Raw genomic sequence first — 20,178 nt, forward strand, 5'->3', positions numbered from 1 at the left:
CATTCGTTGTACCGGTGAACCCCGGGAGACCAGACGCCAACTATTCGTACAAGTAAGGCTAAATATAATGAATCATCCCACGGATAGCTTCGGTAACTCGCGCGGGACGGTCGAGGATCCGCCCCAGTTCCGCGGCCAGGTCCGCCAGTCCCCGGGGCCGCAGCCCGGCCCGCCCGAGTCGGACCGCGCGGCGGACCGAGCGCCGGAACGGGGCCCCGACCGCACCCTCGGCCTGCGCCACGAGCTGGCCCACCAGATGGCGCACCACAACGGCGCGGAGCCCGCCGGCCACCTGCCGGGATCCCGCGAACTGCCGCCGCTGATCGAGCCGGTCTACGCCGAACCGTCCTTCGACCCGGAGCTGCACTTCGGCCCCGAGAACCTCGCCGACCACCCGCTGCTGCGCGGCCTGCTCCAGGAACTCCCGCCGCGCGGGGGCCAGCCGCCGAACGTCGAGTGGCTCGACCGGTGGTTCGAGGCGACCCGCTCGATCCTGGACCTGCTGTACAGCCAGGGGTCGTACAAAATAGGAGCATGACGACCCCGAAGATCGAACTGCACGTCCACCTCGAGGGCACCGTCCGCGCGCAGACGCTCCTGGACATCGCCCGCCGCAACGACCAGCCCCTGCCGGCAGACACGGTCGAGGGCCTGGCCTCGCTGTACGAGTTCACCGACTTCGAACACTTCATCCGCACCTGGATGCTGACCACCAACTGCCTGCGCCGCGCGGAGGACTTCCGCCAGATCGTCGTCGACTACGCGCAGGAGGCGGCGTCGCACGGCGTCGTCTACATGGAGGGCATCTTCTCGCCCGCCGAGCGGGTCAACAGCGGGATCCGCTGGTCGGAGATGTTCATCGGGTACACCGAGGGTGCGGTCGAGGCGCGGGAGCGTTTCGGGATCGAGATCCGGTTCACCCCCGACCTGTACCGGAGCATGACCGACTTCGAGCTGGCCGAGGAGTGCGCGCGCCAGTGCGTCCGGTACGCCGAGTACGGCATCGTCGGCATGGGCGTCGGCGGCAAGGAGCAGGGCTACTCGCTGCTGCCGTTCCGCCGGGCCGCCCAGATCGTCCAGGAGGCCGGCCTGGGCTTCGTGCCGCACGCCGGGGAGGGCGCGGGTCCCGAGTCGGTGATCGAGGCGCTGGCCCTCGACCCGCACCGGATCCGGCACGGCATCCGCGCCGTGGAGGACCCGGCGGTACTCAAGGAGATCGCCGACCGGGGCATCGTGCTGGACGTGTGCCCGATCTCGAACCTGCGCACCAAGGTCGTGCAGAACCTGGAGGAGCACCCGTTGCCGCAGCTCGTCGCGGCGGGCATCCAGTGCTCGATCAGCACGGACGACCCGGCGATGTTCGACACGGACCTGGCGCGGGACTACGCGGCGGCGGCCTCGCTGGGCTACACGGCGGAGCAGGCCTACGCGGCCGGCGTCGCGGGGGCGCTGGACTTCACGCCCGCGTGACGATTCGACTGCCCGGGCGGCGGCACCACGTCGCCGCCCGGTGAAAAAATCACACCCTCGACAACAGCAGCTGGTTACGCCACGTGACCGACCCGGGCGCATCAGCACCTCTGAGGGGTCTAGAGCCCTCTGACCTCGGCCTCGAGCCGCACCTCGACCGCCTCCGCATGGTTCCCCTGCGCGTCCAGCAGCTCCGCGAGCAGCAGGAACGAGTCGATCGTGTGCGCCCCGGCCCCGGACGCGATGGTCGCCTCGATCGCGGCCCGGAGCAGCGCGATCGCCTCCACCGTCTGGCCCTGCTTCGCGACGATCCGCGCGGCCATCAGTTCGGCGAGCCCGGCGCGCACGTCGTCGCCCGCCTCCCGGTACGCGTCGGCGGCCTGCAACGCGGGCGCCACGGCCTCCGCGTACCGCTTGAGCACGGCCAGGGAGCGCGCGGTCACGTCGGCCAGCTCGGCGAGCAGCATGGGCTCGCCCAGCCGTTCGGCCTCCTCGCGGGCCTCGGCGAGGTCGTTGAGCCCCAGCGGGTCGCCGCTCTCGCACCGGGCCAGCCCGAGCGACCGGCGGACCTGGGCGACCGCGATCGGGTCCCGGGTCTGCTCGATGTGGACGAGCGATTCGAGGTACGCGGCGATGGCCGGCGGGAACTTCTCGTCCTGGTGCCACAGCTCGGCGATGGTGAAGTGGATCCGCGCGGGCTCGGCCTGGGAGTTCGGCGAGTCCTTCAGCACTTCGAGGGCCTTGTTCCAGCAGGCCAGCGCGCCGCGCTTGTCGCCGCGCTGCCGGATGGCGACACCCAGCCAGTACCAGACCTCGCCGGCGAGTTCGGCCAGGTCGGCGACGTCGTCCTCGGACCCGGCGACCCCGTCGGCGGCTACGTCGAGTTCCTCGGTGATCCGGCGGAGCACCTCGACGGCCTCGTCGATCCGGTGCCCGGCGATCAGCAGCGAGCCGAGCTTGCAGCGCAGCGACCAGCGGGCCGTCGCGTCCCATTCGGCGTGCTGGGTGCGCTCGATGGTCCAGCGCAGCCGCTCGGCGGCGGCGACCGGGTCGCCCATCTCCGCGAGGTACGTGACCTCCAGGGTGGACGCGTGGCCCACCCAGCCGGAGGAGCCGGGCAGGGTGGCGAAGTGCTCGGTGGCCTCGGCGGCGGTCTCGGCGGCACTCGCGAGCTGCCCGGACACGGCGAGGATCTGGGAGAGCAGGAGCTGGAGGCGCGGCCGGGTGGCCGGGCGCAGCTCGGGGCGGGACAGGGTGGCGCGCAGCACGTGCTCCGCCGCCGCGTACTCCCCGGTGATGGTCAGGGCGTGCGCCAGGGCGTAGACGGCGCTGTCGGCCATCCGGTGCGCCCCGCCGGCCCGGGCGTGCTCGACACCGGTCTGGAGTTCGGAGACGGCCTCCTCGGCGCGCAGCGCGTACAGCAGGACGTGGCCGAGGAGCAGGCGCGGCATGGCGCGGACCCGGAGCGGCAGTTCCTCCCGGTCGTACTCGCTGACCAGGGTCTCCGCGAGCGCCACCTCGTCGCCGGTCAGCGGCTGCACGGCCAGCTCCGCGGAGCGCTCCAGCCAGCCGGCGTGCGCGTCCTCGCCGAGCCCGCGGAGCAGGGCGGCCCGCTCGGCGATGATCGGCGGGATCTCCTCGCGGCGCTCCAGCTCCGACAGCAGCCGGACCCGGTAGCCGAGGACCTCGGCGCGGACCTCGGGGCCGGGGTTGAGGGCGAGCGCGTTGCCCGCCGCGTGGTACGCCGACTCGTACTCGTGCAGCTCGGCCAGTTCGTCGCACCGGTCCAGCCAGCCCTCGGCGGTCGCGGGCAGGCCGAAGTCCATCGGCGGCGCGGACAGCCGGGCGCTGGGCAGAGTGGACAGCGCCACGTCGTAGTGCTCGGCGCGCAGCTCGCTGCGGGTCTCCCCGATGGCGGCGGACACGCTGGCGATGGTCGGCGGGCCGGACAGGCCGAGGGTGAAGGCGACGTCGATCGGGACCCGGAGCGGGGCGGCGCCGTGCCCGGCGTCGACGGCGCGGCCGAGGACCACGTTGAGCGCGGCCAGCTCTGTCATCAGGTCGCCGATGTGCTTCTCGGCGAGCGCGACGGCCCGGTCGAGGTTGCCGGTCAACGCGCAGAACAGCAGGTGCTGGGCGACGAGCGCGGGGTGTCCGGCGGGGTCCTTCAGGATCCGGTACCCGCGCAGGTGGGCGCGCCGCGCCTCGCCGAACTGGCCGGCGTGCAGGAACGGCAGGAGGAGCAGCGCGAGGGCGTGCTCGTCCTCCTGTCCGAGGTAGGTCTCCAGGAGCTGCGCGTCGTCGAGGTCGGCGGCGGCGGCGCAGCGGGGGCAGTCAGCCATGGTCCAGCCCACTCAGGTCTTCTTCGAGTGCCGCGAGCTGTACGAGGTCGAGCAACGCGCCACTCAGAAGTTCGGTGTCGACACCGCGCAGCGGCAGGTGGCCGTGGAGACGGGCCTGGGCGTGAAGGAGCTGCACAGTACGTGACAGTACGGTCTGATCGGATAGTCGCGCCAGATGCTGAATGATCGGGCTGCGGTGATTGAGGCATAAAGTGGCGGGATCGCCCAGGTACAGCACGGGCAGACTGGCGGGTTCGAACGACTTGACCACCGTCGCGCAGCCCGTGGCGGCCAACGCCGAGTCCGCCACCTTGCGCAGCCTGAGCTGGGCGACCCGGTCCGCGAGCGGCGGGTCGTCGAGGTCGGCCATGATGTCGGACACCTCGACCCGCTCCACGGTGACGTCGTCGTAGAGCTCCGGGAGCTGTTCGAGCAGTTTCACGTCGTGCAGGTGGCCGGCGTTCACGAAGGGCGTGTTGCGGCCGGCGATCGGGGCGAGCTGCCGGAACACGTCCCGGGTCGTCGCGTACCGCACGTGCCGGGTCCGGCCGAGCAGCTCGGTGAGCGTGAGCCGCCCCGCGCTGGTCTCGAACGGCAGCCAGCGGGTGATGATCCGGGCCAGCTCGGGGTCCTGGGCCGCGTGGATCTTCAGCGCCAGGTGGTGGGTGTTCACGAACTGGGTGAGCCGGCGCGGCTGGCGCGCGGACAGCAGGAGCAGCCAGCTGCGCAGGGTCTGGCCCAGCTGGGTGCGCGCCTCAGCGCGGTCGGCGGGCAGCGCGCCGGCGTCGAGGACGCACCGGGCGAAGAACGCCCACTCGGGCAGCAGGTCCGCGCCGTCGTCCTCCAGCAGCAGGCCGTCGCGGTACAGCGCGTGCTTCTGGACGGCCCGGGGCGCGGGCGACGTGGGCAGGATGTACGCCACGCCGAACGTCTCGCCGGTGGGCTTCTTGAGCGCGACCATGTCGAGCGGGTCGGCGTCGAGCAGCTCCGCCCCGTACTCCGCGATCTCCAGGGGCTTGTCCAGCAGCCACGGGGGCTGGCGGTTCACGTTCTGGGTCGCGCCGCCGGGCATCGCCACGTCCACCGGGATGGGCGACATCTCGGCGAACCGTCGGGCCAGCTCCACGACCTTGGACGTGTTCAGCAGGGTCTCGCCCCGCCGGCGGCGCAGTGTGACGGTCGTCCCGGTCAGGTCGTCCTCGACGGCCGTGGTGGTGTGCGTCCCGCTGATCCGGCCGACCCACTTGGTGCCGGCGCTGGTCCGGGTGACGGAGTCGCTGACCAGGAGGCCGGCCACCAGGCCGTCCTCTCCGGGCAACCGACCGTCGGGAACGGTGGTCTCGCCGTCGTCACTGATCTGGAACTGGCCCCTGTTCACGTCCGCCGGGACAATCCGGATGCGCTTGGCGTTTCTCGTCACCGAATGACGAATCAGTTCGGCGAGATAGCGCTGCGGATCGGGATAACGCAGCTTGAGCAGGGTCGGCAGATCCACCCGGAACGCCTTGGCCACGTCGCCTCCCTGCCCCTCACCGACACAGTCCGCCACCAGCCTAGGCCGTGTCCCCACGATGGGCATAGGCGTGTCCGGCAGATCATGCCGATCTGCCGGACACAACATGATTCAGTGGGGCAGAACACGTGCCATCTCGGTGAGCAGTGCGTGATCGTCGGAGTCCTGGCTCAACTCCCACGCCATCAGCCCGCGCAACTTCACCGTCTTCACCAACGCGACGCGCAACGCGATCGATGTCGGATCCGTGTAGGTGATCAGGGTCGTCGTCGATTCCGTGTACGGAGCCGAGCAGGTCCCATCTGGGTTAAACGCGCCGCACAGCTGGTGGGTTGCGGTCCCGTACAGGGAAGGTTCCCCGGTGAGCGGATTGCGGCTGAACTGCAGGCCCTGGGCCTTGCTGATGTCCCGATAGGTCGGGTTGGGCGTCGAATCCCAGCGCAAAGTGTTCGCGTCCAGCCCGCGGCTGTCGTGCGTCTTGTAGAGGCCGTCGGTGCGGAGGAACTGGATTCCGTAGAACGGCACCCCGACAACGAGTTTGTTCGCCGGAACGCCGTTTTGCAGATAGTGCACGACAGTGCCCACGGTGTTCGCGGTGAGATCGGCGGAGTTGGCGTCCCGCGGGTCCCATCCGAACGGCGAGGAGGGACCGGTCTTCTGGTCACCGCCGACCGTGTAGTCGTAGGTCATGACATTGACCCAGTCGAGTATCTTCGCGACCTTCGAGAGCTCGAAATACTTCGTGCTCTTCGATGTGGCCGGCAGTGCGGCGGTCAGAAGGTAGTGCTTGCCAGTCGACTTTCCGACAGTGTCGAGCTGCGCGCGGAACTCCTGGAACAGCGCCGTGGCGTTCTTCCGGTCCTCCGGGCGCGGGTCGACGTTGCCGCCGGCCACCTGCGTCGGGTACTCCCAGTCGATGTCGATCCCGTCGAACACCCCGGCGGCGGCACCGGGGCCGCCCGCGTTCTCCGGCCAGCCGCCCGTCGGCAGGTCACCCTTGATGAAGGTGTCGACACAGGATTTGACGAAGGCCGCCCGCCGCTCGGGCGTCTGCGCGACCTTGGAGAACCACGTCGACTTCGTCCAACCCCCGAGCGAGATCTCGACCTTGAGATGGGGGTACTTGGCCTTGAGCTTGCGGATCTGGTTGAAGTTTCCGTAGAGCCGCTGGTCGGGGTAGTTGTCCGCGACGCCGTCGACCGTGTTCTCCGGGCCCCAGTAGACCTGCTGGTAGTCGGCCCAGGCGTCGACCGGCGCGCAGCCGACCTTGCCGGTGGCCTCGTCGAAGGTCGGGTAGCCGAACGCGTACTGGATCACGTTCAGCTTCGTGGCCGGGATGTCCTTCACGAAGTACTGCCGGCCGTAGACGTCCCAGCTCGCGAAGTACGCGGTGACGACCTTGCTCGGGACGCCGTTGCCGGCGGCGGCGGGGGCCGGCGCGGCGGGCGCGGCCGGGTCCGCCAGCGCCGGGGCGGCGGCGAGGGTGGAGAGCAGGGCGGCGCCGACCAGGGCGGCGGCCCAGCGTCTGGCTGGTGGCATGGCGTTCCTCCAGGTGTCCGTAGAGGACCACCCTGACGACCCCGACCACTGACTGTCAATACTCTTAACTATTTCCATGTCTCGTGGTGTCTACTGCCACCGGATGACGATCGGCCCGCTGTTGTTGGCGAGGTCGCCGTCCGCCAGGGTCTCGCCGAACGGCATCCGCGCGCCGACGTTCAGCGCCGGCGGCCCGCCCAGGGTGACGTCGGCGTTGTCGTAGGCCATGTGGGAGGTGAACTCCACCTCGAAGACCCTGGACTCGCCCGGCCTCAGCTCTCCCGAGTGGCACGTGCTGAGCCGCACGAACGGTTCCTCGCGTTCCGGACTGCAACCGTTCCCGGTCTGCCGCAGCCACTCGGGCACCCGGATGTCGAGGGCCAGGGACGGTGCCGCCAGGGTGCCGTTGTTCGTCACCGTGACCTTGAGGACGCCGCGGCGCTGGCTCTTCACCTCCGGCCCGAGGACCAGGTCGGCGGAGGTGACGGCCAGATCGACGTACAGCTGGTTCGCCGGGAACGTCGTCGGGCCCGAGACCTGGGTGAACGCACCGCCGCGCTGGGCGTACGTGCGCCACTGCGGCTCCGTGCGGTGCTCGGCGTCGGCGGCCCGGGACACCTGGTGGTCGGACACCTGCGCCGAGACCGTTCCGCCGAGCTCCAGGCGCAGGTCGTAGATGGTCGCGACGGGGCCGCCGGGCTCGTTCTGGACCACCGTGCCCACGGTCGTGAACGTGCCCGGGCCGGTGGGGCGGAAGGTGACCACCTGGAGGCTCGGGTCTCGGACCGCGCACGTGAGCAGCGCCGTGATCTCGATACTGCCGTCGCCGTCCAGGTCCGACTCGACCGTCTTCAGGATGGTGTAGTTCAGCTCGCCGTCCAGGACGCTGATCCCGGCCTGGAAGGTGTACCGACCGCCCTTGCACAACGACCCGGCGCCCCGGCCGGGAAGGTCCAGGGTGGCGTGGGCCAGCTGTCCGTCGATCCCGTCGAACACCTGCCGACCGGCCGACGCCCGGGGCGAGGCGCCCGGCGAAGGTCTGTGTGACGGGCCCGGCGTGGCGCTCGGCGGCACGGAGCTGCCGGGAACCGGACCCGGCCCCGGGGAGGAGTCCCGCGTCGCGAACGCGGCCACGGGCACGGCGACGGCGAGCACGGTCACCACCCCGGCGGCCAGGGTCCGCACCCTGCGCTGGTGCCGCACCGTCGCACGGGCCTGCCGGGTTCCGGCCGGCTTCACGAACGGTGCCGTCTCCTCGCGCAGCTCGGCGAACGCGCCGTTGATCAGGTTCAGGTCGTCGGACTCAGGCATCGCGCTTCTCCTTCAGCTGCGTGGCGAGGACCGCACGACCGCGGTGCAGCCAGGACTTGACGGTGCCCTCGGCGACGCCCTCCTGGCGGGCGATCTCCGCGATCGGCAGGTCCGCGAGGTGGTGCAGGATCACGGCCCGGCGGTGGGCGGGCGGCAGGGTGGCCAGGGCGACGGCGATCGCGACCCGGTCCGGGGACGGCCCCTGGACGTGTTCCTCGCGCTGGCTACGCAGGAACCCGAGCGCGACCTTCGCCCGGCGGAACCGGTTGGTCGCCAGGTTCATGGCGACCCGGCGGACCCAGGCGACCGGCTCCTCGTACCCGGAGATCCTCGACCACCGCGCCAGCGCGCGGCAGAACGCCTCCTGCACCACGTCCTGGGCGTGCCCCAGGTCATTGGTGTAGGCGAACAGCTGGATCGTCAGCCCTCGGAAGTGGGCCGCGTAGAAGTCGTCGAAGCTGGTGCCGACGTCCGGCACCGCCCCGACTCCCCCGTTCTCCTGCAACGTCACCACTCTGCTTCCTCCCCGTGCGGCCAGACGTTCCGGCTGGCTCGGGAACAACACACCGCAGGGTGGGGAAGGGTTGCAGGGGACTTTCAGCGCCGGAAGGCCAGGGCCGCCGCGCCGATCACCCCCGCCTCCGTGAGCTCCGCCGGGAGTACCCGCAGGCCGCGGAGGAAGTCCAGGCCGGCGAGGCGGCCGATCCAGTCCCGGAGCGGGTCGAAGAGCAGGGGACCACTGGCCGCGACGCCGCCGCCGATCACCACGGTGTCGAGGTCGACGATCGCCGCCGCGCTGAGGATGCCCGCCGCCAGGGCCTTCGCGCCCCGGTCGAAGGCCGCGAGGGCGACCGGGTCACCGGCGGCGGCCGAGGCGGCCAGGTCGCGGGCGGTGGGGGCCTGGCCGGGCGAAGCGGGGGCGGCCGGAGGCGCGGCGCTGGGCGGGGCCACGACGGGGGACCAACCGTTCGACACGGCCCACCGGACCAAGGACGGACCCGACGAGTACGCCTCCACGCAGCCCCGGCTCCCGCACGCGCACGCCGGACCGTCCGGGTTCACGATCGCGTGCCCGATGTGCCCGGCGTTGCCCGACGGGCCGAGGATCAGCTCGTCGGCGAGGATCAGGCCGCCGCCGACCCCGGTGGACACCACCATGCCGAGCAGCGCCCTGCTGCCCCGGCCCGCGCCGAGCCAGTGCTCCGCGAGGGCGAAGCAGTGCCCGTCCCCGGCGAGGACCACGGGCCGACCGAGGGCGGTGGTCAGCCTCTTGACCAGGGGGAACTCGCGCCACGCGGGGGTGTTCAGCGGGCTGACCGTACCCCCGAAAGGGTCCAGTGGTCCTGCCGAGCCCACGCCGATCACGGGCGCGTCGAACGGGGTCAGCAGGTCCAGCACCGCCTCGAACACCACCTCCGGGTCGTCGGTGACCGGGGTGGGGACGACGCGGTGCCCGTGCACCGTGCCGTCCCGCCCGACCAGGCCGGCCGCGAGTTTGGTCCCGCCGATGTCCAGGGCCAGTACTTCGGTCATCTCCGCTGCTCTCAGTGCTTGTGGTGGTTGTCTGGCTGCCGCGGGTCACCCGGATGTTCCAGCCCCTCGACGAGCGTCAGCCGCTCGGCCCGGGACCGGTCCAACCAGTGGGCGAAGGTTCTTCGCCGGGCGGCGGCGAGGAGTGCGGCCCGGATCGCGGGCGCGTCGTCCTGAAAGGAGGGTAGAGCCCCGGGGATGATCTCCTCGACGGTCCACTCGTGTTCGCCGATCGGGTCACTCGCCCGGGTCTCGCCGAGCTCGACGCCGGCCCGGACCGCCCGGGGCAGCTCCTCCAGGGTCACCGGCCCGAGCGGCTGCCACGGACCGCCGTCGAGCCGGTGCCGGAGCCGCCAACGGTCGGGTTCCGGCCGCGCCCACGCCTCCCAGTAGCGCCGGACCTCCTCCTCGGGCACCGTCACACCCGCCGTGACCTGCGCGAACGCGGCCCGGACGGCGGGGGAGCCCTCGTAGGCGGCGGCGGTGATCGAGCCGTACTCGACCGCCGCGACCGGGTCGAGCGGGCCCGGGTCGACGGCGGGCGCGTCGAGGGTGGCGCAGAGCTCCTCGGTGAGGATCACCTGCGCGACCCAGCGGACGAGCTGGCGGCCCTCCGAGCTCTCCGGCACCGGGAGCGCGGCGGCCCGGGAGCTGCGCCGCAGCCCGTCGAGGCGCCGGTCGAGCCGGTCGCGCGGGATGGGCCGCCCGTCGAGATACCCGAGGACCGCCCCGGTCCCCGAGGCCGCCCCGGGACCGGTCGCGACCACCGCGTGCCCCGTCACACCACCACCTCGACCTTGACCGTCGGCGCGTACTGGCACCGCCCGAACCACAGCACCTTCGCCATCGCCCACGCGTGCCCCGGCTCGAAGTCCGCCGGCACCGTCACCGGGAACTCGACCACCCGGGTCTCCCCCGGCGCGACGCCGAACCCGCTGACCACCGCCGGGAACAGCTCCCACGTCCCCCACGGCGACACCAGGTGCACCTCGCCGTGGATCTCGTCGCGGGTCGTGTTGGTCAGGGTGACGCCGAGGGTGCCGGTGCCGCCGGGGCGGACCACGAGGCTCGTCGACAGCGCCGCGACGGCCAGCCCGGTGTCGCGGGACGTGACCGAGGTCGTGCCCTGCGCCGCCGTCCAGTCCTCCGGCAGGTTCTCGATCGGCGTCGGCAGCACGCCCGGCAGGTCACCGACGGCGACCGTGACCACGTCCTCGGAACCGTCGATCCCGGCGGCGACGAAGTACAGGCCGTCCGGGCACGCGCCCGGGGTCACGGTGGCGGTGAACCGGGTGTGGCCGTCCGCCGGCAGCCGGTAGACGCGCTGGCCGGGGGAGACGGACCAGCCCTCGGGTACCCGGATCGTCGCCAGCCCCTCGACGGCCGTGTCCTGGACCTGGCTGGCGAGGACCACCTCGACCTCGAACGGCTCCCCTGCGGTGCGCAGGATCCCGGGCGTCGCGGTGACCGTGACCGGCGCGTACCCGATCGGGGCTGGCCCCCGGTTGTGCAGCCAGTACCGCGAGTAGGTCGGAGCGAGCTCCGCCGTGGCCCCGAGGACCTCGCCCCCGGAGACCGCGCCGACCGGAGTACCCACGTATGTCACAACTGTCGAGCCTGCCAGGTCGAGGCTCCCGGCGGGGCCCGAGGGGCGTTCCAGCAGATCAGCGACCTGCAAAGAGTCCAACGCGAACCCGTCGAGCCGGGCGGTCCGGCCGAGCCCCGTGCTCTCCGCGAGCCGGACCGTGACGCCGCGCGCCGGGTCGACCCCGGCCCCGGAGCCGGCCGCGATCGGGTTGCCGGTCGGCTTGAGCGCGCTGAGCAGGACCTCCCGCTGGGGTTCGACGCGCAGGAAGGAGTGCGTGGCGGGGAAGGTGCCCGGCTGCGGGCCGAGTACCCGGGGCAGCAGCGGCGTCGAGTGCTCCTGGCCGCGCGACGGCAGGGTGGACGCGCGCCAGTCCCCGTCGCCGGCCACCAGGGCGTAGGAGAACTCGTGCGTCCAGTGCTGCATCTGGAAGCTCAGCCCGTCGGGCGCGGTCCGGCGCGGCGGGTCGATCCACACCCCGGACGGCCAGCCGGTGCACGACCGCATCAGCGACAGGTGCAGCGCGCCGGTCGGGTCGACGGCGAAGCCCGGCAGGCCGTAGGTGAGCAGGGCGACCGTGCCGTCGGTGAGCGGTTCGGTGTTCGCGCCCAGGGTCGGCGCGGTGATCGTGGCGTCGGCGACGTCGGCGACCAGGGCCGGCAGGTCGCGGAGCACGATCAGGGCCGGGAGCGCGCGGGCGTCGCGCAGGTCGGCGTTGGGCTGCCAGACCTCGGTGAGCGGCTTGGCGGCCGGCACCCAGACGTACGCGTGGTCGCCGGGGTCGGTGTCGCCGAGGATCTCGCGGGCCAGCTCGTTGGTGTCGGGGCCGCCGAGGACGATCCGGAAGTCGGGCAGGTTGGAGTCGACGTCGAGCCAGCCGTACCGGGACCAGTCGGCGCTGGAGGTGGTGGCCGTGACGCCGACCCTGGCCAGGGCGACGACCAGGTCGCGGGCCTCCGGGGCGCTGGCCAGGTCGGGGACGACCACCTCGGCGACGCCCAGCGCCCGGGACGTCCCGTCGCTCAGCACCACCCGGGCCGTCGAGCCCAGCCCGAACCACGTGTTCGCCGGGTTGTCCAGCGTCCACGGGGCCTCGGCGACGTCCACGTCCGGCAGCGCGTAGCCGCGCCCGACGACGGCGGAGGCGACCTCGGAGATCGGCAGCGCGCCCGGCAGGTCGATCGGGAACTTCACCCGCAGCAGCTTGTCCACGCCCGCGTAGTCGAGGACCCGGGTGGAGCATTCGAGCTGGTCGGAGCCGTGCCAGAGGGTGACCGTCTGCTCGTAGGCGAGCCCGTCGACGACGCCGGTCGAGATCAGCCGCTCCCCGAGGTCGCTGGTCTCCTTCCGCACGGTCCCCGCGCCGGCCGCCGAGGAAACCACCTTTCCGTTGGGTACGAGGTGCCACGGCCCCTCGCCGAAGTCCGGATGCGCCGGGTACTCGGCGTACAGCCGCAGCTCGTTGCCCACCTCGCCGGCCTGGAGCAGCTCGCGCCCACCGGCGAGGATGCTCGACAGCGCGCCGCCCCGGGCCGGGTCCGCCGTGACGGTCAGCGCCTCGTTGCCGATCGTGTGGCCGGCGGCGGGGGACCAGCCCCCGGCGGTGCCCTCCACCAGCGGGAACGTCGTCCAGCCCAGGGCCGGTACGTCGGCGGCGCGGAACACCAGCGTGCCCCGGTCGCGCACGGCGCGTACCCCCGGAACCGTCTTGTCGGTCTTGATCCTCACCAGGCCCGTGCGGTCGAAGCCCAGGGTGTTGGCGACCACCACCGACGCGCCGTCCAGCGCGATCTGGCTGGTCAGCGCGTCGAGCGCCCGGTCCCGCACGTCGGAGGCCAGGTCGAACGCCTCCCGCCAGCCCGCCAACAGGTCGATGTACACCTGGTCGGACTCCGAACCCGTGATCGCGTCGTGGTGCGCCCCGTACGCCAACTGCCGCCAGACCTTGTCGATCGCGGCGTCCGGGTAGCGCCCGAGGCCGTGCAGGCTCGCGATCGTCGCCAGCTTCTCCGCGTCGGTGACCGCCACCTCCCCGGCCCGCTGCGCCTGCTTCGTGTCGATGTAGGACACGTCCTTGCCCGTGTAGATCGGGTTCATGTCCCGGGTCTGCGGCGCGGGCCGGCCGATCTGGGAACGCACCCCGTCGAGGAAGTCGCGCGGGATGGCGCACTGGAACCGCGGCCAGACGTACTTCTCCGCCCAGCTGCGCATGATCGCCGTCACCCACTTGTTCGGCGGGGTGTAGTCCGTGCCCACCGGCAGCAGGATGTGCTTCGTCGCGGCCACCGGCTTCAGGTTGCGGTACAGCTGGAAGACCGCCTGCTCCGCCTCCTCCAGGGTCGCGCTGGAGTCCATCCACCAGCCCGCCGAGTAGTGGTTCGGCATGTAGTGGGTCAGCACGCCCAGCCCCGACGGCGAGATCCACTCGAACTCGCTCGGGAACTGCATCACCGTCGCGTCGCCCTTGGCGTCCCGGAAGTTCTTCTGGATCGGCCCCCACTGGTGGAACGGGCCGCGCGCCCAGGCGCTGCCGGTCAGCCCCGCGTCGGCCAGGTAGCCCGGGAACTGCGGGTCGTGGCCGAACACGTCGAGCTGCCAGGCCGTCTGCGGGTCGCCGTGCAGGATGCTCCGCTGGTAGCCGATGCCGTAGACGATGTTGCGGATGGTCGTCTCCGCGCCCGTCAGGTTCGTGCTCGGCTCGTTGTACGTGCCGCCCATCAGCTCGACCCGGCCCTCGGCGAGGAGCTGGCGCAGGTCCTTCTTCCGCTCGGGGTGCACGTCGAAGTACGGCTTCAGGTAGTCGATCTCGGCGAGCACGAACTTGTAGTCCGGGTCCCGCAGCGCCAGGTCGATGTGCGTGTCCACCAGGCGGAACGCGTTGCGCTCCCACAGCGGGCGGGTGCTCGCGTCCCCGGACAGCCACTCCCACGGGGACGTGTACGCCGCCTGGGTGTTCCACCAGACCGGGTCGTAGTGGAAGTGGGAGATGAGGTGCATGGTGTAGCCGGGCTCTTCGAGGGTGAAGGTGGCGGCCAGGCTCGTGTCGCCGGCGGAGATGGTGATCCGGCGGGTGGGGCGGGGGCGGCTGGGGTGGCCGGTGGTCCCGGGTGCCGAACCGGCCGGCTCGGAGGGCCCGGCGTTCCCGGGCGCTGCCCCGGCGTTCCCGGGCGCTGATCCGGCGCTCTCGGGCGCTGATCCGGCGGTCTCGCGTTCCGGTCCGGCGGCCACGTCGGTGCCGGCCTGCCCCGGCTGGTCGGCGGCCCGATCGGTGTCGAGCCCGACCTCGACGACCACCTCACCCGCCCCGGCGGGGATCTCCGCGCTCCCCGTGGCCTCGCCGGTGACGGTCAGGGTCGTGCTCTCGGTGGTGTCCCGGACGATCGTGACGCGCAGGACCTGGCGGGGGGCCTCTTCGGTACCGACGAACAGGTCGGTCGACTCGGCGGCGGTGATCTGCATGCGGCCACTGTAAGGTCCGCGATGCCCTGATGGCAACGTTGTCATGGTGCCTGTTTCCCGCGCCCCGGTATCCCCCGCCATATCGATCACCGTGGACCCTTGCCTCGGGATGGCAACGTTGTCATGCTGGCGTCCACACCAGACGAATCCCCCTTCGGAGGTCGACAGTGCCAACGCTCAGTCGTCGCACCCTGCTCATCGCCGGCGCGGTCGGGGCCGCGGGCGCCACCGTCGGAGCCGGCCCGGCCGCCGCGGCCCCCGGCGGCCCGGCCCCGCACTCCGGCATGGCGGGCGCGGCGGCCACGGCGACCCCGCCTCCCCCTGCCGGCCAGCCCTTCGCGCCCAACTGGTTCCCCGCCGACATCCCCGGCTGGTCCCCCGACACCGACCCCGACGCCCGGTTCAACCGGAGCACCACCCCGCTGACCAGCAGGATCATCGACCGGCACACCACCGCCAACGCCGAGGCCCGCCGGCGGCGGATCCTCGCGCTGTCCGTGTTCGGCAACACCGACGGCAACCCGTCGCAGGGCAGCGCCCAGTTCGACTACTACACCAGCGAGTTCTGGCAGTACATCGACAGCCTGGTGTTCTGGGGCGGCTCCGCGAGCGAGGGCCTGATCCTCGCCCCGAACCCCACGGTCACCGACGCGGCGCACCGCAACGGCGTACCCGTGCACGGCACCGTCTTCTTCCCGCCGAACGTCTACGGCGGCAACCTCGACTGGGTCCGGCAGTTCCTCCAGCGGGACGCGCTCGGCAGGTTCCCCGTCGCCGACGGCCTGGCCCGGATCAGCCGCTACTTCGGCTTCGAGGGCTGGTTCATCAACCAGGAGACCGACGGGGCCGATCCGGCGCTCGCCGAGGAGATGCGGCTGTTCGTCGTCGCGCTGAAGACCCGAACATCCGTCATCTGGTACGACGCCATGAACACCACCGGGCACATCGGCTGGCGGGGCCGGCTCGACGAGTTGAACGCCCCGTACTTCGCCACCTCCGACACCATGTTCGTCGACTTCCGCTGGGACTATCCGGACCTGCCGTCCTCGGCGGGCTACGCCCGGGGGATGGGCCGCGACCCCGGCCAGCTGTTCTGCGGCGTCGACACCGGGTGGCGGCAGTTCAAGGTGCAGCTCGACTTCGACGCGGTGTTCCCCGCCAAGGACCCCAACGGGCTGTCCATCGGCCTGTACCGGCCGGACTTCACCCTCACCAGCATCGACGACAAGACCCAGTACGAGGCCCGCGAGCAGCGGTTCTGGGTCGGCGCGGACGGCGACCCGGCCACCTCGACCGCCGACGCGGACGGCTGGAAGGGCGTGTCGTCGAAGGTCGCCGAGGCGGCGGTGGTGACCCGGGCGCCGTTCGTGACGACGTTCAACACCGGGCACGGGCGGCTCTGGGCGTCGGGTGGCCGGCTGTGGCAGCGCGGCGAGTGGAACAACCTGACCGCGCAGGACGTGCTGCCGACCTGGCGCTGGCGGGTCACGGGTTCGCCACTGACCGCCTGTTACGACTACGCGAAGGTGTGGGAGGGCGGTTCGTCCCTCCGGCTGACCGGCACGCTCGCCTCCCCGACCCGCGTCGACCTGTACGCGACCCGGGTCCGGCTCACCGCCGGTAACCGGATCTCCCTGACCGCGACGGCGACCCGGGCGACAACGGTGCCGGGCGGCACGGGTGGCACGGGTGGAGCGCCGGAGCCCGGCATCGGCGGCGACACCGCGTCGGCCGACGCCACCGTGCCCGACGCGCCGGCCCGCGACGATCTCCGGATCAGTGCTCTTCTCCGGTTCCTCGACGCCCCCGACACCGACGTAGAGGTCCCCCTCGGCCGGTTCGGTGACCGCTGGACCACCCGGGATACCGGTTTGTCGCGCTTCCACGGCCGGACCCTGATCCGGATCGCCCTCCGGATCAGCGGCACCCCGGGCCCCACCGACCTCCACATCGGCCGGTTGGCCCTGGAGGAGGCGGCCGACCGCGAGCCCCGCCCGGTGCGCGGCGTCCGGGTCGACGGCAACCGGATCACCTGGTCGGGCGGCCCGGGCCGCTACGACGTCCGCGCCGTCGACCGCCGGGGGGCCAGGACCTGGCTGGGCCGCACCACCAGCACGGCCTTCTACGCGGCGTCGATCCCCGCCGATACCAAGATCGAAGTCCTCGCGCTCTGACCCTGCCGCGCGGAGCCGGGGGCGTGGTGTTCCCGGCTCCGCGGCAGCCCCGGCCCGGCCGCCCTTCCCTCCCGCGTGCTGCTTCCGCCCGGGCCGGCCCTCCGGCCCCCGTGGCGCGCCGTCCCGATCCCGAACAACTCCGAACGGCGCTCCTGGCGTGCCGGCTGCCGTACCCCGCGGCGGGCATGTCAGGATGGGTCGCCGTGGGAGACTCGACAATGGCTGGCCGGTTCTACGCCGACCTGCATATACATTCGAAGTACTCCCGTGCCTGCAGCAAGGACTGCGACCTCGAGAACCTCGCCTGGTACGCGCGCCGCAAGGGCATCGGCCTCGTCGGTACCGGAGATTTCACCCACCCGGCCTGGTTCGCGCATCTGAAGGACAACCTGGTCGAAGCCGAACCGGGGCTCTATGTCCTGCGGGCGGACATCGCGAGCGGCGTCAATCAGCGGCTGCCGAAGAATCTGCGCGGTCAGACCCGCTTCATGCTGTCGGTGGAGATCTCGACGATCTACAAGCGAGGCGACAAGACTCGCAAAGTACACCATCTCATCTATCTTCCCGATCTTGCCGCTGTCGAGCGGTTCAACACCGCGCTCGGCCGGATCGGCAACCTGGGCTCGGACGGCCGGCCGATCATCGGCCTCGACTCCCGTGACCTGCTGGAGATCGTGCTCCAGGCCAGCCCGGACGGCTATCTGGTGCCCGCGCACATCTGGACGCCGTGGTTCTCCGCGCTGGGCTCGAAGTCCGGTTTCGATGCGATAGCGGACTGTTATCTTGACCTGGCCGACTATATTTTCGCCGTGGAAACCGGCCTCTCCAGCGACCCCGAGATGAACTCTCGCGTGTCCTCGCTGTCCGGCTACACGATGCTCAGCAATTCCGACGCGCATTCCCCGCCGATGCTCGGCCGCGAGGCCACGGCCTTCTCCACTCCTTTCGACTACTTCGCCATTCGCGACGCGCTGCGCACCAAGTCGGGCTACGAGGGCACGCTGGAATTCTTCCCCGAGGAGGGGAAGTACCACGCGGACGGCCACCGTAACTGCGACGTCGTGCTCACCCCGAGCGAGACGATCAAACTCGGCGGGAAATGCCCCGGCTGCGGAAAGCCGGTGACCGTGGGCGTGCTGAGCCGGATCGAGGCGCTGGCCGACCGCCCCGCGACGCCGGACCCGCGCGCGACCAGCATCATCCCGCTGCCGGAGATCCTCGGCGAGCTCAACGGGGTCGGCCCGAAGACCAAGACCGTCGCCGGGAAGATCGACGCGCTGGTCGCGGAGCTGGGCCCGGAGTTCGAGATCCTGACCAGCACCCCGATCGAGGACGTGGCGAAGGCCGGCGGCGAGCTGCTCGGCGAGGCCATCGACCGGCTGCGGCGCGGCGACGTGCGACGCGAGTCCGGCTTCGACGGGGAGTACGGCACGATCCGGCTCTTCGACCCCGCCGAGCTGCGCGCCGAGGCGACCCTGTTCGACGGGCTGTTCGAGAAGGTGCCCGCGCCGAAGCGGCCGAAGAAGCCCAAGGTCGTCGCGGAGCCGGAGTTCGACTACGACCTCGAACCACGCCCGGAACCCAAGGACCTGCCCGCGCCGTCGCCGCACGAGCCGATGGAGCCCGTGCTGCTCGGCATGGAGGAGGTCGGCACCGGCCTGCTGGACCGGCTCGACGCGATGCAGCGGGTGGCCGCGTCCGCCTCGACGGGCGCGATGCTGATCGTGGCCGGCCCGGGCACCGGCAAGACCCGGACCCTGACCCACCGGATCGCGTATCTGGTGGCGGAGCTCGGCGTCGCCCCCGCCTCCTGCCTGGCGATCACGTTCACCCGGCGGGCGGCCGGCGAGCTGGCCGAACGGCTGCACGCCCTGCTGCCGGACCGGGCCGCCGAGCTGAACGTCGGCACCTTCCACAGCCTCGGCATGCAGATCCTCCGCGAGCACCACGACCGGTTCGGCCTGGCCGCCGACTTCCAGGTCACCTCCGAGGAGGAGGTGCCCGACGGCTTCGTGAGCATGGACGACCTGATCAGCCTGCCCGTCCAGCTGCTGTCGGCGGATCCGGCCCTGGCGGACCGGTACCAGGCGCGGTGGCCGTGGATCTTCGTCGACGAGTACCAGGACGTGGACGAGGCGCAGTACAGGCTGCTGACCCTGTTGTGCCCGCCCGACGGCAACCTGTACGCGATCGGCGACCCCGACCAGGCCATCTACGCGTTCCGCGGCGCCGACGTGAAGTACTTCCTCCGGTTCGCCGAGGACTTCCCCCAGGCGCGCACGGTCCGGCTGACCCGCAACTACCGCTCGGCCGCCCCGATCCTGGCCGCCGCCGTGCAGGCCATCGCGCCCGGCTCGCTCGTGCAGGGCCGGATCCTGGAGCCGGCCCGCCGCGACCCGGATCCGACCCTCGTCGGGCTGTACGCGGCGTCCAGCGAGGCCGACGAGGCCGACCACGTGGTGCGCACCATCGAGGAGCTGGTCGGTGGCTCCTCGCACCACGCGATCGACTCGGGCCGGGCCTCGGGGCACACCGCCCTGGAGGTCGGCTTCTCCGACATCGCCGTGTTGTACCGGACGGACGCGCAGGCCAAGCCCCTGCTAGCGGCCCTGGAGCGCGCCGGCATCCCGGTGCAGAAGCGCTCGCACAACCGGCTCACCGACCGGGCCGGGGTCCGGGCGATCGCCCGCGAGCTGCCGTTCCTGGCCGGCACGGTGGCCGCCAGGATCCGGGCCGCGGCCGCCGGGCTCAGTTCGGGCACCCTCGCGGGGGCCGGGCTGGAGGCCGCCGACGTGCACACCGCCGTCGAACTGCTCGCCCCGCTGGCCCGCCGCTGCGGGGACGATCTGGACCAACTACTCACCGAGTTGCGTACCGGGGCAGAAGTCGATGCCCTGGACCCCCGCGCGGATCAGGTGACCCTTCTCACGCTGCACGCGGCGAAAGGGCTGGAGTTCCCGGTCGTGTTCATGGTGGGCTGCGAGAACGGCCTGCTCCCACTGCGGTTCCCGGGTCAGGAATCCGACGAGGCCGAGGAGCGCCGGCTCTTCTTCGTAGGATTGACCCGGGCACAGGACCGCCTGTATCTCTCACATGCGGCCCGGCGTTACCGGCACGGGGCCGAGCGGGAGCTGCCGCCCAGTCCGTTCCTGTCCGCGATCGATGCGTCACTCCTGGCCCGACGGGGAGCCGGAGTCTCCCGCCGAAAGCCCCGCGACCAGCAGTTGCGGCTGCTCTAGACCCCTCAAGGAGAAC

General features: G+C 71.8%; 12 protein-coding genes. 4 read left to right on the plus strand and 8 right to left on the minus strand.

Annotated features, from left to right (window positions below; translation table 11 throughout):
- Positions 1-67: 67 nt before the first annotated feature.
- Both PT931_RS00715 and add read left to right on the plus strand, forming a co-directional pair.
- Complete coding sequence (locus PT931_RS00715) at positions 68-538, plus strand: hypothetical protein (RefSeq protein WP_456243765.1); 471 nt, start codon at positions 68-70, stop codon at positions 536-538.
- Positions 535-1,470 (plus strand): adenosine deaminase, encoded by a 936-nt coding sequence (gene add, locus PT931_RS00720; RefSeq protein WP_456243766.1) that lies wholly within the window; start codon positions 535-537, stop codon positions 1,468-1,470. The genes PT931_RS00715 and add overlap by 4 nt, the downstream gene beginning before the upstream one ends.
- Before the next feature lie 119 nt (positions 1,471-1,589).
- Here the strand turns inward: add and PT931_RS00725 are convergent, their stop codons facing one another.
- The 8 genes from PT931_RS00725 to PT931_RS00760 all read right to left on the minus strand — a co-directional run bounded on the left by PT931_RS00725 (position 1,590) and on the right by PT931_RS00760 (position 14,749).
- Positions 1,590-3,824, minus strand: a complete 2,235-nt coding sequence (locus PT931_RS00725) for a tetratricopeptide repeat protein (RefSeq protein WP_456243767.1) — start codon at positions 3,822-3,824, stop codon at positions 1,590-1,592.
- Entirely contained in the window at positions 3,805-5,325 is a 1,521-nt protein-coding gene (locus PT931_RS00730; RefSeq protein WP_456243768.1) for a hypothetical protein, read from the minus strand. The genes PT931_RS00725 and PT931_RS00730 overlap by 20 nt, the downstream gene beginning before the upstream one ends.
- Before the next feature lie 111 nt (positions 5,326-5,436).
- Entirely contained in the window at positions 5,437-6,864 is a 1,428-nt protein-coding gene (locus PT931_RS00735; protein ID WP_456243769.1) for a glycoside hydrolase family 18 protein, read from the minus strand.
- Between the two features lie 90 nt (positions 6,865-6,954).
- The gene (locus PT931_RS00740; RefSeq protein ID WP_456243770.1) at positions 6,955-8,175 is read right to left on the minus strand and encodes a hypothetical protein; all 1,221 of its coding nucleotides are present in this window, start codon (positions 8,173-8,175) and stop codon (positions 6,955-6,957) included.
- Positions 8,168-8,686, minus strand: coding sequence for a SigE family RNA polymerase sigma factor (locus PT931_RS00745; protein ID WP_456243771.1), 519 nt, complete (start codon positions 8,684-8,686; stop codon positions 8,168-8,170). The genes PT931_RS00740 and PT931_RS00745 overlap by 8 nt, the downstream gene beginning before the upstream one ends.
- 86 nt (positions 8,687-8,772) lie before the next feature.
- Positions 8,773-9,708 carry an ROK family protein gene (locus tag PT931_RS00750; protein ID WP_456243772.1) on the minus strand — a complete coding sequence of 312 codons (936 nt, stop codon included), beginning with the start codon at positions 9,706-9,708 and terminating at the stop codon, positions 8,773-8,775.
- Positions 9,709-9,719: 11 nt separating this feature from the next.
- Complete coding sequence (locus PT931_RS00755) at positions 9,720-10,487, minus strand: DUF7158 domain-containing protein (protein ID WP_456243773.1); 768 nt, start codon at positions 10,485-10,487, stop codon at positions 9,720-9,722.
- Positions 10,484-14,749: a glycoside hydrolase family 38 N-terminal domain-containing protein gene (locus PT931_RS00760; RefSeq protein WP_456243774.1), complete on the minus strand. Its 4,266-nt coding sequence runs from the start codon at positions 14,747-14,749 to the stop codon at positions 10,484-10,486. The genes PT931_RS00755 and PT931_RS00760 overlap by 4 nt, the downstream gene beginning before the upstream one ends.
- A gap of 167 nt (positions 14,750-14,916) precedes the next feature.
- Between PT931_RS00760 and PT931_RS00765 the strand changes: the two genes are divergently transcribed.
- Together PT931_RS00765 and PT931_RS00770 are read left to right on the plus strand one after the other, a co-directional pair.
- Complete coding sequence (locus tag PT931_RS00765; RefSeq protein WP_456243775.1) at positions 14,917-16,923, plus strand: endo-beta-N-acetylglucosaminidase; 2,007 nt, start codon at positions 14,917-14,919, stop codon at positions 16,921-16,923.
- 218 nt (positions 16,924-17,141) lie between these two features.
- On the plus strand, positions 17,142-20,162 hold the full coding sequence (locus PT931_RS00770; RefSeq protein WP_456243904.1) for a UvrD-helicase domain-containing protein: 3,021 nt from the start codon (positions 17,142-17,144) through the stop codon (positions 20,160-20,162).
- Positions 20,163-20,178 lie beyond the last annotated feature (16 nt).

It is taken from the genome of Longispora urticae (assembly GCF_053902585.1).